The following is a 15,612-nucleotide window of genomic DNA, read 5'->3' on the forward strand; positions in this document are numbered from 1 at the left end:
CTTGTCACATCCCAGGCAAGTTGGATGCCAGACACACCCTTGACACTGGAAAATCCCCTCGCCACAAAAAAGCGCCACCCAGAATCGTTCAAGATCAAGGCTCAGGCGCGAGGGGCGTAGGCAAACACGTCGGCGCGCATTTGGTGGGCATCCATCCCGGCCTCCACCAGCGCATCGAGGGTGGCATAGATCATCGCCGGCGAGCCGCTGGCATAGACGTATACGCCCGACAGATCGCTGATGTCTTCGCACACCGCCTCATGGAGCATCCCGCAGCGCCCTTCCCAGCCGCACAGGTCGCTGACGACCTTGTGCAGGAACAGATTCGGCAGCTTCTTCCACTCGTCCCAATGCTCGATCTCATAGAAATCGTCCGGCCGCCGCACGCCCCAATAGAGATGCACCGGATGCTTGAAGCCTTCTGCCCGGCAGTGCTCGATCAGGCTGTGCATCTGTGCCATACCGGTACCGGCGGCGATCAACACCAACGGACCGTCCGGCAATTCGGACAAATGAGTGTCGCCAAAAGGCATCTCGACATGAACGTTGGGATTGCGTTGCAGTTGCTCCAGCAGCGCCTTCGCACTGTTTTCGCGCACCAGCACATGCAATTGCAGATCGCGCCCCGAATGTGGCGCCGACGCCAGGGAGAAAGCCGATTTATCGCCATTCTCCCGTTCGATCATCAGATACTGCCCCGCATGGTAGCGCGGCGGCTTGCCCGCCGGCGCCCGCAGGCTGACCCGCCAGACATCGCCACCCACATCGACACAACCGGTGACCTGGCACGCCAGGCGACGCACCGGCAACTCACCCGGCGCCAATACCCCGTCCCACAACACTACACAGTCCTCCAGGGGCTCGGCGATGCAGGTGAAGATCTCTCCGTGATCACAAACGTCGCCGGCCTGCCGCACGCGGCCTTCCACCAGCAACGCACCACAGACATGGCAGTTGCCGTTGCGGCAGCTTTGCGGGCATTCATAGCCCAGGCGCCGCGCACCATCGAGAATTCGCTCGGCGGGCCGTATCTCCAGCACCGCGCCGGACGGCTGCAAGGTCACACGCATCAATCTATTCCTAACTGATTCCAAATGGCATCGATCCGTTGGGTAACGGCTTCATCCTTGACGATAACCCGGCCCCACTCACGGGTGGTTTCTCCAGGCCATTTATGCGTGGCATCGAGCCCCATCTTCGATCCCAGGCCGGAGACCGGCGAAGCGAAGTCGAGGTAGTCGATCGGCGTGTTGTCGATCATCACCGTGTCGCGCTTGGGGTCCATGCGCGTGGTAATGGCCCAGATCACGTCGTTCCAGTCCCGTGCATTGATATCGTCGTCAGTGACGATAACGAACTTGGTGTACATGAACTGTCGCAGAAACGACCAGACGCCCAGCATCACCCGCTTGGCGTGCCCTGGATACGACTTCTTCATGGTGACCACGGCCATGCGATACGAACAGCCCTCCGGCGGCAGGTAGAAATCGGTGATCTCCGGAAATTGCTTTTGCAGGATCGGCACAAAGACTTCGTTCAACGCCACACCGAGGATGGCCGGTTCATCGGGCGGACGGCCGGTGTAGGTGCTGTGGTAGATCGGCTTCACCCGATGGGTGATACGTTCGATGGTGAACACCGGGAAGCTGTCGACTTCGTTGTAGTAGCCTGTGTGGTCGCCGTACGGGCCTTCATCGGCCATTTCGCCGGGGTGGATCACCCCTTCGAGGATGATCTCGGCGGTGGCCGGGACTTGCAGGTCGTTGCCGCGGCATTTCACCAGTTCGGTGCGGTTGCCGCGCAGCAGGCCGGCGAAGGCGTATTCGGAGAGGCTGTCGGGCACGGGCGTGACCGCCCCAAGAATGGTCGCCGGGTCCGCGCCCAGTGCCACCGATACGGGGAAAGGCTGGCCGGGGTGTTTTTCACACCACTCGCGATAGTCCAGCGCACCGCCACGGTGGCTCAGCCAACGCATAATGACCTTGTTGCGGCCAATCACCTGCTGGCGATAGATACCCAGGTTCTGGCGATCCTTGTTCGGGCCTTTGGTGACGGTCAGGCCCCAGGTGATCAACGGCCCCACATCGCCCGGCCAGCAGGTCTGTACCGGAAGCATCGCGAGGTCGACATCATCCCCTTCGATTACCACTTCCTGGCAAATCGCGTCCTTGACGACTTTCGGTGCCATGGAAATGATCTTGCGAAAAATCGGCAGTTTGGACCAGGCGTCCTTCAGGCCCTTGGGTGGCTCGGGCTCCTTGAGGAACGCCAGCAACTTGCCGATCTCGCGCAGCTCGTCGACCGACTCGGCGCCCATGCCCATGGCCACGCGCTCCGGTGTGCCGAACAGGTTACCCAGTACCGGTATGTCGTAGCCTGTTGGGTTTTCGAACATTAACGCCGGGCCTTTGGCCCGCAGCGTGCGGTCGCAGACTTCCGTCATCTCCAGCACCGGAGAGATGGGAACCTGGATGCGTTTCAACTCGCCGCGCTGCTCAAGCTGCTGCACGAAATCCCGAAGATCCTTGAATTTCATTGAGATGCCACCCCGAAAATAGGCGTACATCCTACCTGCTCCAGCGCCCGAACAGCAGCCCACGCGTGCGCAGAGCAGTCAATTATCGGCAGTACCCAGCAGCAGCGGAGCAAACAACGGTCCCAGACGAGCACTACCGAGGTCCGACAAATGATCCTCATCCCGGTATTGCGAGTAACCATTGGCCTCGATTGGGCAGATCCGATCCGAGCACATCAACGGCGTAGGATCGATGACATGTACGCCGGGGTCGGCAGCCTTCATCGAGTCGAACAAGGCGCCCAGGAAGTGCTGGCGCGCCAGGTGCTCCGAGAGCGGACGGCCCAACCCCTCGGCCGAACGCCCTATGCGCGCCAGGCTCGTCAGTCGGCCGATGGCACCCTTGCGTTGCAACGGCACCTCCTTGAACAACCAGACCTGCGCGCCCGTTGCCCTGATCGCTGCGACGCGCGCCTTGAGCGCCGCGGCCATACGCGCCTCGGCTTCGGCGGTATTGTCGCGGGGATCGAGCAACACCTTCTTGTCGCCATCCTCACGACCGTAGACATATAAGCTCCAGTTGGATGCCAGTACCACATCCTTGATCTTCAGGCGACGAACCTGCTCCATGGTTCGTGCATTGAAATCCTTGCAACGCGGCCTCGGGTCATCGCTGAGAATTGGCGGGCAGGCGCTCATGCTGTAAAGCCAGACCGGGCCACTACCGTGCGCGATGCTACTTTCAATCGCCGGCAACAGCGCCGCAGCGTGACTGTCGCCCCAGAACAGCCGGGGCGCCGGGGCATCCTTGTGCCCGCCCAACAGGCATGCCTTGTCCAGACGCTTGTCTGAAGTCACCAGCATGCATTTCATCTGCCCCGCTCGCCATTCCCGCGCCTGCGCATACTCCATTGCTTTGCCGGTAAGGCGCTGGGGAAAGCCATCCGCCGACCGTACCACCGAACCCGATACAGCCAGGACAGCCATGGCCAGCAACCCTCCCACCAACACGGGTTTACGCCCAGCCAGCAGGCGCTTTTCACGGAACGCAAGCTCAACGAAACGCCAACTCAGCCAGGCAAGAACCAGCGCCAGCAGAATCCAGCACGCCGCCTCCCACGGCTGGATTCCATCGATGGAGATGGCGTTGGCATAGACGTAGACCGGCCAATGCCACAGGTAAAAGGAATAGGAAAGCAAACCCACCCAGACCAGAGCCCTGGTACTTAACACCTGAGCGACCCAGGTCGAACAGCGAGCGCCTGACCAGATCAATGCCGTGGTACCGAGCACAGGAAATAAAGCGGCCCAGCCCGGAAACACCGTCGTTTCGTCGAAGGTGAAAACCGCTGCCAGGATCGCCATCAACCCAGCCACGGCGGCGAACTGACAGATCCACGGTCGAACAGCGTGCCTGGGCGCAGGCAGGACCGCCAACATCGCCCCGCACAAAAGCTCCCAGGCCCGGGTCGGCAACGAGAAGAAAGCAACGTCAGGCTTGCGGTCGATGTAAGCGATATTCAGCCCGAAAGAAATCAACAGCAGGGCAAACAGCATCCAACGCCAATGGCGAACGTGGCGCATCAACAGCACCATCAGCAGTGGAAAAAAGATGTAGTACTGCTCTTCGACAGCCAGGGACCAAGTGTGAAGCAGCGGCTTCAGATCCGAGGCAGGCGCGAAATAACCATCTTCACGCATGAACAGGATGTTTGAGATAAACAGAGATTGATAACGAACCGTCCTGCCAAGCTCTGAAAAATCCTTGGCCGTCAGCAGTAACCAGCCGACGGCCAGTGAAGCCAGCAGTACCACGCTCAAGGCCGGGAGGATACGTCGCGCCCGACGCGCCCAGAAATCGACGAAGCTGAAACGCTGCGCACTGATCTCGCGGAACAGGATACTGGTGATCAGGAACCCGGAAATGACGAAAAAGACGTCGACACCGACAAAACCACCGCTGAATGTGCCGAAACCGAAGTGAAACAAAACAACTGGAATAACGGCCAGCGCCCTCAAGCCATCAATGTCACGGCGGTTGCCAAACGTATGCATAACGCTCCTTGTCGCTTTGAAGACCCATGATGAACACGGACACAGCCAGCCTACGAAAGTTGTCCATTTTGATAAAAAACTTCGCAAAAAAAGAGCGCCTCATCTGAGGCGCCCTTTTTTTCTACAACCTGACTTCGTGTTACTTACGCTTCATCGACAGGAAGAACTCATCGTTGGTCTTGGTCGTCTTCAACTTGTCGACCAGGAACTCGATGGCCGCCACTTCGTCCATCGGGTGCAGCAGCTTGCGCAGGATCCACATGCGTTGCAATTCGTCATCGGCGGTCAGCAGCTCTTCGCGGCGAGTGCCGGAGCGGTTGATGTTGATGGCCGGGAACACGCGCTTCTCGGCAATGCGACGATCCAGGGGCAGCTCCATGTTGCCGGTGCCCTTGAATTCCTCGTAGATCACTTCGTCCATCTTCGAACCGGTTTCAACCAGTGCGGTGGCGATGATGGTCAGCGAGCCGCCTTCTTCGATATTGCGCGCGGCGCCAAAGAAACGCTTCGGTTTCTCCAGTGCGTGGGCATCGACACCACCAGTCAGTACCTTGCCGGAGCTCGGGATCACGGTGTTGTAGGCACGGGCCAGACGGGTGATGGAGTCCAGCAGAATGACCACGTCCTTCTTGTGCTCGACCAGGCGCTTGGCCTTCTCGATCACCATTTCGGCAACCTGCACGTGGCGGGTCGGCGGCTCGTCGAACGTCGAGGCAACCACTTCGCCGCGCACGGTGCGCTGCATCTCGGTCACTTCTTCCGGACGTTCGTCGATCAGCAACACGATCAGGTGAACTTCAGGGTTGTTACGGGCGATGTTGGCCGCGATGTTCTGCAGCATGATCGTCTTGCCCGCTTTCGGCGGCGCCACGATCAGACCACGCTGACCTTTGCCGATGGGCGCGCACAGGTCGATGACACGACCGGTGAGGTCTTCGGTGGAGCCGTTACCGGCTTCCATCTTCATGCGCACAGTCGGGAACAGCGGGGTCAGGTTTTCGAAAAGAATCTTGTTCTTCGCGTTTTCCGGACGGTCAAAGTTGATCGTGTCGACCTTGAGCAGGGCGAAATAACGCTCGCCTTCCTTCGGAGGGCGGATCTTGCCAACGATGGTGTCACCGGTGCGCAAGTTGAAACGACGGATCTGGCTCGGCGAGACGTAGATATCGTCCGGGCCGGCGAGGTAGGAAGCGTCCGCGGAACGGAGGAAGCCGAAGCCGTCCTGGAGAATCTCCAGCACGCCATCACCGGAGATTTCCTCGCCGCTCTTCGCGTGCTTCTTGAGCAGGGAGAAAATCACGTCCTGCTTGCGCGAACGGGCCATATTTTCTATGCCCATCTGTTCGGCCAATTCGAGCAGTTCGGTAATCGGCTTTTGCTTGAGTTCAGTCAGATTCATATAGGAATGACGTAATCATTTATGGAGGGGAAATTAAGCTTTTGGCTTAATGAGGCCGCGCCGCAGAGAAGGCGACAGGATCGCGTACTTATTCGAAAGGAGTGCGTCGGCGACGGCTTGCAGGGGGCAATGGAGAAACCAGTGCGGGGCCGAATGTACCACCTGGATTTGCGAGCGTCTAGCCCCGAAGAACGAAAAAGCCCCGCGATTGGCGGGGCTTTTTCAATGGCATTCGGCGCTTAGATGTTGGCGTCGAGGAAAGCCGCCAGTTGCGACTTCGACAGCGCACCGACCTTGGTGGCCTCGACGTTGCCGTCCTTGAACAACATCAGCGTCGGGATACCACGCACGCCGTGCTTGGCCGGGGTTTCCTGGTTTTCGTCGATGTTCAGCTTGGCGACGGTCAGCTTGCCCTTGTAGGTCTCGGCAATTTCGTCCAGAACTGGAGCGATCATCTTGCACGGACCGCACCACTCAGCCCAATAGTCCACCAGTACAGCGCCTTCGGCCTTGAGTACGTCAGCCTCGAAGCTAGCGTCGCTAACGTGTTTGATCAGATCGCTGCTCATGGGAAATCTCCGGGGTTGTCAGCAAAAAAACGTGGCCCATCATAGCTGCCCTTCCCGGGTTCAGGAAGTCACTGTTGATTGAGTCTCGCTATGGCGCCGGACGCATTTGGACATGACCGGGGTCATGAGGCGACCGGGGCGACGAAGCAGATTCCGGTGCGCAGCGCAGCGTTACGGACATGCTCCTGCATGGCTTTCTGGGCGGAGCCCGAGGAACGCCGGGACAATGCCCGCAGGATTTTCCGATGCTCTTGCCAGGTTTCCATGGCCCGTTCGGCCCTGATGAACGGCAATTTCTGGCTCTCCAGGAAAATCTCGGCGCTGGCGGTGAGGATGCTCAGCATCGCCTGATTGCCGCCGGCCTGCAGGATTCGCCGATGAAACTCGAAATCCAGCCGCGCCGCCGTGTCGAAGTCCCCTGATTTCAGTTCCCGGCGCATGGCCTCGACGTTATCACCCAACATATCGAGCTCATCGGGGCTCAGCGTCGCCGCCGCCATTCCAGCCGCGAAACCTTCCAGGGCATAGCGCAGCTGGAAGATGTCCAGTGGCGGGGCCTGGGCCGCGAACGGCCAGCCCGGTGCCGGCTCACTCCACGAGACCTCTGCTGACGCTTGCACGAATACCCCTTTGCCCGGCTGCACGCTGATCATCCCCAACGCGCTCAATGACGACAGGGCCTCACGCAGCGACGCCCGGCTCACGCCCAGTTGCAGCGCCAGATCCCGTTGCGACGGCAGCGCATCCCCCGGACCGAAGCCTTCGTCGGCGATCAGTTTGCGAATGCCTTGCACGGCCACTTCGGGAACCGCACGAGAAATGGAATTCATGTTTTTTCGGGCACATCGGACCAGTGAGCGGCTAGTTGTAAAGCTATTCGCCGCGCCCGGCAAGTCGTGCCCCAGCAATGCTCGACGGCAAATACCGATGCCCGATAAAGGTGCGAGACACACCCCAACTGTTCAGACCAGTCAGACCGAACCCCGTCAGCAAATCCGCGGTTTCGCAGGGTTTGAAAGCGCGTTGGCATGGCCTGTGCTCTGTCCGAACGCAGAAATCACATCACCGACCGCGGAGATTCGCCATGATCCAGCGTTGCAGCGCCCTGCTCACCGTCCTGTTTGCCAGCCTGATGCTCTGCCAGTTACCCGCCCATGCCGACGGGCTGGAAGACGTGGTCAAGCGCGGCACGCTCAAAGTCGCGGTGCCCCAGGACTTCCCGCCGTTCGGCTCGGTAGGCCCGGACATGAAACCCCGCGGCCTGGATATCGATACCGCGAAGCTGCTGGCCGACCAGCTCAAGGTCAAGCTTGAGCTTACGCCGGTTAACAGCACCAATCGCATCCCGTTCCTGACCACCGGCAAGGTCGACCTGGTGATCTCCAGCCTGGGCAAGAACCCGGAACGTGAGAAGGTCATTGATTTTTCCAGCGCCTACGCCCCGTTCTACCTTGCCGTGTTCGGCCCACCCGAGGCCGCCATCAATGGCCTGGACGACCTCAAGGGCAAGACCATCAGCGTCACCCGGGGCGCCATCGAAGACATCGAGCTGACAAAGGTCGCGCCCGAAGGCACCACCATCAAGCGCTTCGAAGACAATAACTCGACCATCGCGGCCTACCTCGCCGGCCAGGTGGACCTGATCGCCAGCGGCAACGTGGTGATGGTCGCCATCAGTGAGCGCAACCCCAAGCGCGTCCCGGCGCTGAAAGTGAAGCTCAAGGATTCGCCGGTTTACATCGGCGTGAACAAGAACGAGCCCGCGCTGCTGGATAAGGTCAATCAGATACTCGCCACGGCCAAGACCGATGGCAGTCTGGAGAAAAACGCCCAGACCTGGCTCAAGCAGCCGCTGCCGGCCGATCTCTGACCGCCACTTGAGAGGCTGAGCATGGCTTATCAGTTCGATTTCCTGCCGGTGATGCAAAACACCGAGTTGCTGTTGCGCGGTGCGCTGTTCACCCTGGAATTGACGGCCATCGGCGCGCTGTTCGGGGTTGGCCTCGGCATCGTCGGCGCCGTGGTACGGGCGTGGCAGATCCGCCCGTTCGCGACGATATTCGGGGTGTACGTGGAGCTGATCCGCAACACACCGTTTCTGGTGCAATTGTTTTTCATCTTTTTCGGCCTGCCATCCCTGGGTGTGCAGATTTCCGAATGGCAGGCGGCGGTCCTGGCCATGGTGATCAACCTCGGCGCCTACTCCACCGAAATCATTCGCGCCGGCATCCAGGCAATCCCCCACGGACAGCTGGAAGCCGCCGCGGCCCTGGCGATGAGTCGCATCGAAGCCTTTCGCCACGTGGTGTTACTGCCGGCGCTGGGCAAGGTCTGGCCAGCCCTGAGCAGCCAGATCATCATCGTGATGCTCGGCTCGGCGGTCTGTTCGCAGATCGCCACCGAAGAACTGAGCTTTGCCGCCAACTTCATTCAATCGCGCAATTTCCGCGCCTTTGAAACCTATGCACTGACCACGCTGATTTATTTGTGCATGGCGCTGTTGATCCGCCAGTTACTGGACTGGGTGGGACGTCGCTGCCTGTACAAGAACAGCGCCAGGAGCGACCAATGAGCGACTTCACTTTCTGGGACGTGGTGCGCAACCTGCTCACAGGCCTGCAATGGACCCTCGCACTGTCGCTGGTGGCGTTTATCGGTGGTGGCGTGATCGGTTTGCTGGTCATGGTGATGCGCATCGCCAGAGTCACCCTGCCCCGCCACGTCGCCCGAACCTATATCGAGTTGTTCCAGGGCACGCCGCTGTTGATGCAGTTGTTCCTGGTGTTTTTTGGCGTGGCATTGGCCGGCGTGGAGATCTCGCCGTGGATGGCCGCAGCCATTGCCCTGACTCTGTTTACCAGCGCCTATCTGGCGGAGATCTGGCGCGGTTGTGTCGAAGCGATCCCCAATGGCCAATGGGAGGCGTCCTCGAGCCTCGCGCTGAACCGGCTGGAGCAGTTGCGCTACGTGATCCTGCCCCAGGCCCTGCGCATCGCTGTGGCACCAACCGTGGGTTTCTCGGTGCAAGTGGTCAAGGGCACGGCTGTCACCTCGATCATCGGCTTCACCGAGCTCACCAAGACCGGCGGCATGCTCGCCAACGCCACGTTCGAACCCTTCATGGTCTATGGCCTGGTTGCCCTCGGCTATTTCCTCCTTTGCTACCCCCTGTCCCTCAGCGCGCGCTACCTGGAAAGGAGACTGCATGCCTCTGCTTAGAATTTCCGCCCTGCACAAATACTACGGCGATCATCACGTACTCAAAGGCATCGACCTGACCGTCGAAGAAGGCCAGGTGGTCGCGATCATCGGCCGCAGCGGCTCGGGCAAATCTACCTTGTTGCGCACGCTCAATGGCCTGGAATCGATCAACGATGGCGTGATCGAAGTGGACGGCGAGTACCTCGATGCCGCGCGCGCTGATCTGCGCAGCCTGCGCCAGAAAGTCGGGATGGTGTTCCAGCAGTTCAACCTCTTCCCACACCTGACCGTTGGCGAAAACGTGATGCTCGCGCCGCAGGTTGTACAAAAAGTATCCAAGGCCAAGGCGACCGAGCTTGCCCGGGAGATGCTCGAGCGGGTCGGGCTCGGTGAAAAATTCGACGCTTTCCCGGACCGGCTGTCCGGCGGCCAGCAGCAACGGGTAGCGATTGCCCGGGCCCTGGCGATGTCACCCAAGGTATTGCTCTGCGACGAGATCACCTCGGCCCTGGACCCTGAACTGGTCAATGAAGTGCTCGGCGTGGTGCGGCAATTGGCCAAGGAAGGGATGACGCTGATCATGGTCACCCACGAGATGCGCTTCGCCCGCGAGGTGGGTGACAAACTGGTGTTCATGCACCAGGGCAAGGTGCACGAGGTGGGGGATCCAAAGGTGCTGTTTGCCGAGCCGCAGACGGTGGAGCTGGCGAACTTTATCGGGATGGTCGAGCCTGTGGCCTGAGGTTTGCGGTGCCGGCTATCGCGCAGGCGAGACAAAACCCGCTTGGGAGCGAGCTTGCTCGCGATTGACCGCGAAGCGGTCGCCTTTGCGTTGGCGTAAGCGGTCGATCGTGGCAGGATGGCAGGGTTATCGACCGAGACCTTCCGACATGCCGCCATCCCAAGCCAAGAATCTGTCCCTGATCGCCGCCATTGACCTGGGCTCCAACAGTTTCCACATGGTTGTCGCCAAGGCCCAGAACGGGGAAATCCGCATTCTTGAGCGGCTCGGTGAAAAGGTCCAACTGGCCGCCGGCATCGATGAAGAACGCAAACTGAGCGAAGAATCCATCCAGCGCGGGCTCGATTGCCTCAAGCGATTCGCCCAACTGATCAACGGCATGCCGCTGGGCGCCGTGCGGATCGTCGGCACCAACGCCCTGCGCGAGGCGCGCAACCGTGGCGAATTCATCCGCCGCGCCGAAGAGATCCTCGGCCATCCGGTGGAAGTCATCTCCGGTCGGGAAGAAGCCCGCCTGATCTACCTCGGTGTTTCCCACACCCTGGCCGATACCCCCGGTAAACGGCTGGTGGCGGACATCGGTGGCGGCAGTACCGAATTCATCATTGGCCAACGCTTCGAGCCGCTGCTGCGCGAAAGCCTGCAAATGGGCTGCGTCAGCTACACCCAGCGCTATTTCCGCGACGGCAAGATCACGCCGGCCCGTTATGCCCAGGCCTACACGGCGGCGCGGTTGGAAATCATGAGCATCGAACATGCCCTGCACCGCCTGACCTGGGATGAAGCCATCGGCTCTTCAGGCACCATCCGCGCCATCGGCCTGGCGCTCAAGGCTGGCGGCCATGGCAGTGGCGAGGTCAACGCCGAGGGCCTGGCCTGGCTCAAGCGCAAGGTGTTCAAGCTCGGCGAATCGGACAAGATCGATTTCGAGGGCATCAAACCCGACCGCCGGGCGATTTTCCCGGCGGGCCTGGCGATTCTCGAAGCCATTTTCGACGCCCTCGAACTGCAACGCATGGACCACTGCGAAGGCGCCCTGCGCGAAGGTGTGCTGTATGACCTACTGGGACGCCATCATCACGAAGACGTCCGTGAACGCACCCTGGGTTCGCTCATGGAGCGCTATCACGTTGACCTGGAACAGGCCGTGCGGGTCGAGCGCAAGGCGCTGCATGCCTTCGACCAGGTGGCCGACGACTGGGATCTCAACGACGGGGTCTGGCGCGAATTGCTGGGCTGGGCCGCCAAGGTTCATGAAGTCGGCCTGGACATCGCCCACTATCACTACCATAAGCACGGCGCCTACCTGATCGAGCACTCGGACCTGGCGGGCTTCTCCCGCGAGGACCAGCAGATGCTCGCCCTCCTGGTACGCGGCCACCGCCGCAACATCCCCAAGGATAAGTTTGCCGAATTCGGCGATGAAGGCATCAAGCTGATTCGCCTGTGCGTACTGCTGCGATTCGCGATCCTGTTCCACCACATCCGCGGCACCCAGGAAATGCCCCAGGTGGCCTTGCGGGCCGACGGTGATCAACTGGATGTAATGTTCCCCGAGGGCTGGCTGGAAGAAAACCAACTGACCCAGGCCGACTTCGCCCAGGAAGCGGAATGGCTGACCCGAGTGGGGATCGTGCTGAATATTCACTGAACCCCGCTACAGCAAAACCCTCTGTGGCGAGGGAGCTTGCTCCCGCTGGAGGGCGAAGCCCTCCCTGACCTTGGGGCTGCTTCGCCCGAACGCGGACCGGCCCAGCGGGAGCAAGCTCCCTCGCTACAAAAAGCCAAGTTCACCGCCCCCACCGCGCTCGCCGTTCCTTAATTGACCGCCAACACCGGGCTGCTCAGACGATCCAGCAACGTCGCCTGGGCGCTGCGCGGGTTCTGGTTGCCGGTCGGTGTGTTGCGGATGTAACGGCCGTCCGACTGCAGGCTCCAGCTGTGGGTGTTATCGGTGAGGTAGCTTTCCAGCTCCTTCTTGACCCGCAGGATCAACTTCTTGCCCTCCACCGGGAAGCAGGTCTCGACGCGTTTGTCGAGGTTGCGCTCCATCCAGTCGGCGCTGGACAGGAACATCTGTTCCTCGCCACCGTTGAGGAAGTAGAACACCCGCGTGTGCTCCAAAAAGCGCCCGATGATCGAACGCACATGGATGTTATGGGAGACCCCCGGGATACCTGGCCGCAGGCAGCACATGCCGCGCACCACCAGGTCGATACGCACGCCCGACTGGCTGGCCTTGTACAGCGCGCGGATGATCTTCGGATCGGTCAGCGAGTTGAACTTGGCAATGATGTGCGCCGGTTTACCGTCCAGGGCGAACTGGGTTTCCCGGGTGATCATGTCGAGCATGCCCTTTTTCAGGGTGAACGGCGCATGCAGCAGTTTCTTCATGCGCAGCGTCTTGCCCATGCCGATCAACTGGCTGAACAGCTTGCCGACGTCTTCACACAAGGCATCGTCGGAGGTCAGCAGGCTGTAGTCGGTGTACAGACGGGCGTTGGCGGCGTGGTAGTTACCCGTGCCCAGGTGGGCGTAACGCACGATCTCGCCGGCCTCGCGCCGCAGGATGAGCATCATCTTGGCGTGGGTCTTGAAGCCGACTACGCCATAAATCACCACCGCCCCCGCCGCTTGCAGACGGCTTGCCAGTTGCAGGTTGGACTCTTCGTCGAAGCGCGCACGCAATTCGATCACCGCCGTGACCTCCTTGCCGTTTCGCGCCGCATCCACCAGGGCGTCGACGATTTCCGAGTTGGCGCCGCTGCGGTACAGGGTCTGGCGCACCGCCAGGACGTGAGGGTCCTTGGCAGCCTGGCGCAGCAGGTCGACTACCGGCGTGAACGACTCGAACGGGTGCAGCAACAGGATGTCCTGCTTGCTGATCACGTTGAAAATATTCTCGCTGTTCTGGAGCAGCTTCGGGATCTGCGGCGTGAACGGCGAATATTGCAACTCCGGATGACTGTCCAGGCCGGTGATGCTGAAGAGACGGGTCAGGTTGACCGGACCGTTGACCTGATACAGCTCGGTTTCATGCAGGTTGAACTGCTTGAGCAGGTAATCGGACAAGTGTTTCGGGCAAGTGTCGGCCACTTCCAGGCGCACCGCATCGCCGTAGCGACGGGAGAACAGCTCGCCGCGAAGGGCACGGGCCAAGTCTTCGACGTCCTCGGTGTCAACCGACAGGTCGGCGTTACGTGTCAGGCGGAACTGGTAGCACCCCTTCACCTTCATGCCCTGGAACAGGTCATCGGCGTGGGCGTGGATCATCGACGACAGGAACACATAGTTGTCGCCAGGGCCGCCGACATCTTCCGGTACGCGAATGATACGCGGCAGCAGGCGTGGCGCGGGGATGATCGCCAGGCCGGAATCGCGGCCGAAGGCGTCGATGCCTTCCAGCTCGACGATGAAGTTCAGGCTCTTGTTGACCAGCAACGGGAACGGGTGCGTCGGGTCGAGGCCGATCGGCGTGATGATCGGTGCGATCTCGTCGCGGAAATAGCGGCGTACCCAGGTCTTGAGCTTGGTGGTCCAGTGGCGACGACGGATGAAGCGGACCTGGTGCTTTTCCAGCTCTGGCAACAGGATGTCGTTGAGGATCGCGTACTGGCGGTCGACGTGACCGTGGACCAGCTCGCTGATGCGCGCCAGGGCCTGATGGGGTTGCAGGCCATCGGCACCGGCTTGCTCACGGGCGAAGGTGATCTGCTTCTTCAGGCCGGCGACGCGGATTTCGAAGAACTCATCCAGGTTGCTGGAGAAGATCAACAGGAACTTCAACCGCTCCAACAAGGGATAGGACTCGTCCAGCGCCTGCTCCAGCACGCGGATGTTGAACTGCAGCTGCGACAGCTCGCGATGGATGTACAGGCTGCTGTCATCCAGGCTGGGGATCGCAATCGCCGGGGCCGGGGCGGGTTCGGCGACGACCACCGGGGGAGCAGGCTCAAGCTCCGGTGGTGTTTCGGCGATTTGCTCGACCACGGGTTGAGCGTCTTTTACAGCAACTTCAGAGAGTCCTTCGGTATTCATCGCAAGTTCCTGGGAGGCTATTACTGCTCTCGTAGCAATTGGGCGGCGCGCACGGCGAAGTAAGTCAGGATCCCATCAGCACCAGCGCGCTTGAAAGCGGTGAGGGATTCGAGGATGACCCCTTCGCCCAGCCAGCCGTTCTGGATCGCCGCCATGTGCATGGCGTACTCGCCGCTGACCTGATAAACAAAGGTCGGCACTTTGAATTCGTCTTTGACCCGGCAAAGGATGTCGAGGTAAGGCATGCCTGGCTTGACCATGACCATATCTGCCCCTTCTGACAAGTCGGCCACCACTTCGTGCAAGGCTTCCTGACTGTTGGCCGGATCCATCTGATAAGAGGCCTTGTTGGCCTTGCCTAGGTTCAGGGCCGAGCCGACCGCATCGCGGAACGGACCGTAATAGGCACTGGCGTACTTGGCCGAATAGGCCATGATCCGCACGTTGACGTGCCCGGCCACCTCGAGGGCTTCACGGATCGCCTGGATGCGACCGTCCATCATGTCCGACGGCGCCACCACCTGGGCACCGGCCTCGGCATGGGACAACGCCTGCTTGACCAAGGCATCGACAGTGATGTCGTTCTGCACATAGCCGTCTTCGTCGAGGATGCCATCCTGCCCGTGGGTAGTGAACGGATCCAATGCCACGTCGGTGATCACCCCCAATTCCGGGAAGCGCGCTCGCAGGGCACGGGTCGCGCGCTGGGCAATACCATCCGGGTTCCAGGCTTCGGCGGCGTCCAGGGACTTGAGGGCCGGCGGCGTCACCGGAAACAGCGCCAGCGCCGGAATGCCCAGTTCCACCCATTGGGCGGCTTCTTCGAGCAGCAGGTCGATGGTCAGGCGTTCCACCCCGGGCATCGATGCCACCGCTTCGCGCCGGTTCTCGCCATCCAGCACGAACACCGGCAGGATCAGGTCATCGGTGGTCAGCACGTTCTCACGCACCAGCCGACGAGAGAACTCATCACGGCGATTGCGACGCAGACGGGTGGCAGGGAACAGACGATTGGCGGGGGTAAAGCTCACGGCAGACTCCTGAGCCCACTGACGGGCGAGCGTGACAGTTATAAGCGGCCATTATGACTAAC

General features: G+C 60.7%; 13 protein-coding genes. 5 read left to right on the plus strand and 8 right to left on the minus strand.

The window, feature by feature from the left end; all coding sequences use genetic code 11:
- Nucleotides 1-101 precede the first annotated feature (101 nt).
- The 6 genes from FBY02_RS10000 to FBY02_RS10025 form a co-directional block, all read right to left on the minus strand.
- A complete protein-coding gene (locus tag FBY02_RS10000) occupies nt 102-1,070 on the minus strand; it encodes a CDP-6-deoxy-delta-3,4-glucoseen reductase (RefSeq protein WP_144926711.1) in 969 nt (322 codons plus the stop codon).
- Nucleotides 1,070-2,536: a 4-hydroxy-3-polyprenylbenzoate decarboxylase gene (ubiD, locus tag FBY02_RS10005; RefSeq protein WP_144926714.1), complete on the minus strand. Its 1,467-nt coding sequence runs from the start codon at nt 2,534-2,536 to the stop codon at nt 1,070-1,072. The genes FBY02_RS10000 and ubiD overlap by 1 nt, the downstream gene beginning before the upstream one ends.
- A gap of 78 nt (nt 2,537-2,614) precedes the next feature.
- Nucleotides 2,615-4,570 (minus strand): acyltransferase family protein, encoded by a 1,956-nt coding sequence (locus tag FBY02_RS10010; protein WP_144926717.1) that lies wholly within the window; start codon nt 4,568-4,570, stop codon nt 2,615-2,617.
- Nucleotides 4,571-4,709: 139 nt separating this feature from the next.
- Entirely contained in the window at nt 4,710-5,969 is a 1,260-nt protein-coding gene (gene rho, locus FBY02_RS10015; RefSeq protein WP_003206716.1) for a transcription termination factor Rho, read from the minus strand.
- A 239-nt stretch (nt 5,970-6,208) separates the two neighbouring features.
- Nucleotides 6,209-6,538: a thioredoxin TrxA gene (gene trxA / locus FBY02_RS10020; protein WP_144926720.1), complete on the minus strand. Its 330-nt coding sequence runs from the start codon at nt 6,536-6,538 to the stop codon at nt 6,209-6,211.
- A gap of 122 nt (nt 6,539-6,660) precedes the next feature.
- The gene (locus tag FBY02_RS10025) at nt 6,661-7,368 is read right to left on the minus strand and encodes a FadR/GntR family transcriptional regulator (protein ID WP_144926723.1); all 708 of its coding nucleotides are present in this window, start codon (nt 7,366-7,368) and stop codon (nt 6,661-6,663) included.
- 254 nt (nt 7,369-7,622) lie between these two features.
- On the opposite strand from FBY02_RS10025, the gene FBY02_RS10030 reads away from it, so the two are divergent.
- From FBY02_RS10030 to ppx, 5 genes are all read left to right on the plus strand, one after another.
- Entirely contained in the window at nt 7,623-8,408 is a 786-nt protein-coding gene (locus FBY02_RS10030; protein ID WP_144926726.1) for a transporter substrate-binding domain-containing protein, read from the plus strand.
- 21 nt (nt 8,409-8,429) lie between these two features.
- On the plus strand, nt 8,430-9,110 hold the full coding sequence (locus FBY02_RS10035) for an amino acid ABC transporter permease (protein ID WP_144926729.1): 681 nt from the start codon (nt 8,430-8,432) through the stop codon (nt 9,108-9,110).
- Nucleotides 9,107-9,757, plus strand: a complete 651-nt coding sequence (locus tag FBY02_RS10040) for an amino acid ABC transporter permease (protein ID WP_144926732.1) — start codon at nt 9,107-9,109, stop codon at nt 9,755-9,757. Before FBY02_RS10035 ends, FBY02_RS10040 begins: the two co-directional genes overlap by 4 nt.
- On the plus strand, nt 9,744-10,481 hold the full coding sequence (locus tag FBY02_RS10045; RefSeq protein ID WP_144926734.1) for an amino acid ABC transporter ATP-binding protein: 738 nt from the start codon (nt 9,744-9,746) through the stop codon (nt 10,479-10,481). The genes FBY02_RS10040 and FBY02_RS10045 overlap by 14 nt, the downstream gene beginning before the upstream one ends.
- Nucleotides 10,482-10,629: 148 nt before the next feature.
- A complete protein-coding gene (ppx, locus tag FBY02_RS10050) occupies nt 10,630-12,132 on the plus strand; it encodes an exopolyphosphatase (protein WP_144926737.1) in 1,503 nt (500 codons plus the stop codon).
- Between the two features lie 167 nt (nt 12,133-12,299).
- Here ppx and ppk1 read toward each other — a convergent pair whose 3' ends face one another.
- Nucleotides 12,300-14,519 (minus strand): polyphosphate kinase 1, encoded by a 2,220-nt coding sequence (gene ppk1 / locus FBY02_RS10055; RefSeq protein WP_041024485.1) that lies wholly within the window; start codon nt 14,517-14,519, stop codon nt 12,300-12,302.
- Between the two features lie 20 nt (nt 14,520-14,539).
- Nucleotides 14,540-15,550, minus strand: a complete 1,011-nt coding sequence (hemB, locus tag FBY02_RS10060; RefSeq protein ID WP_144926740.1) for a porphobilinogen synthase — start codon at nt 15,548-15,550, stop codon at nt 14,540-14,542.
- Nucleotides 15,551-15,612: the final 62 nt, after the last annotated feature.

Origin of the sequence: Pseudomonas sp. SJZ078, from assembly GCF_007828255.1 — a bacterium.
Classification (GTDB): Bacteria; Pseudomonadota; Gammaproteobacteria; order Pseudomonadales; family Pseudomonadaceae; genus Aquipseudomonas.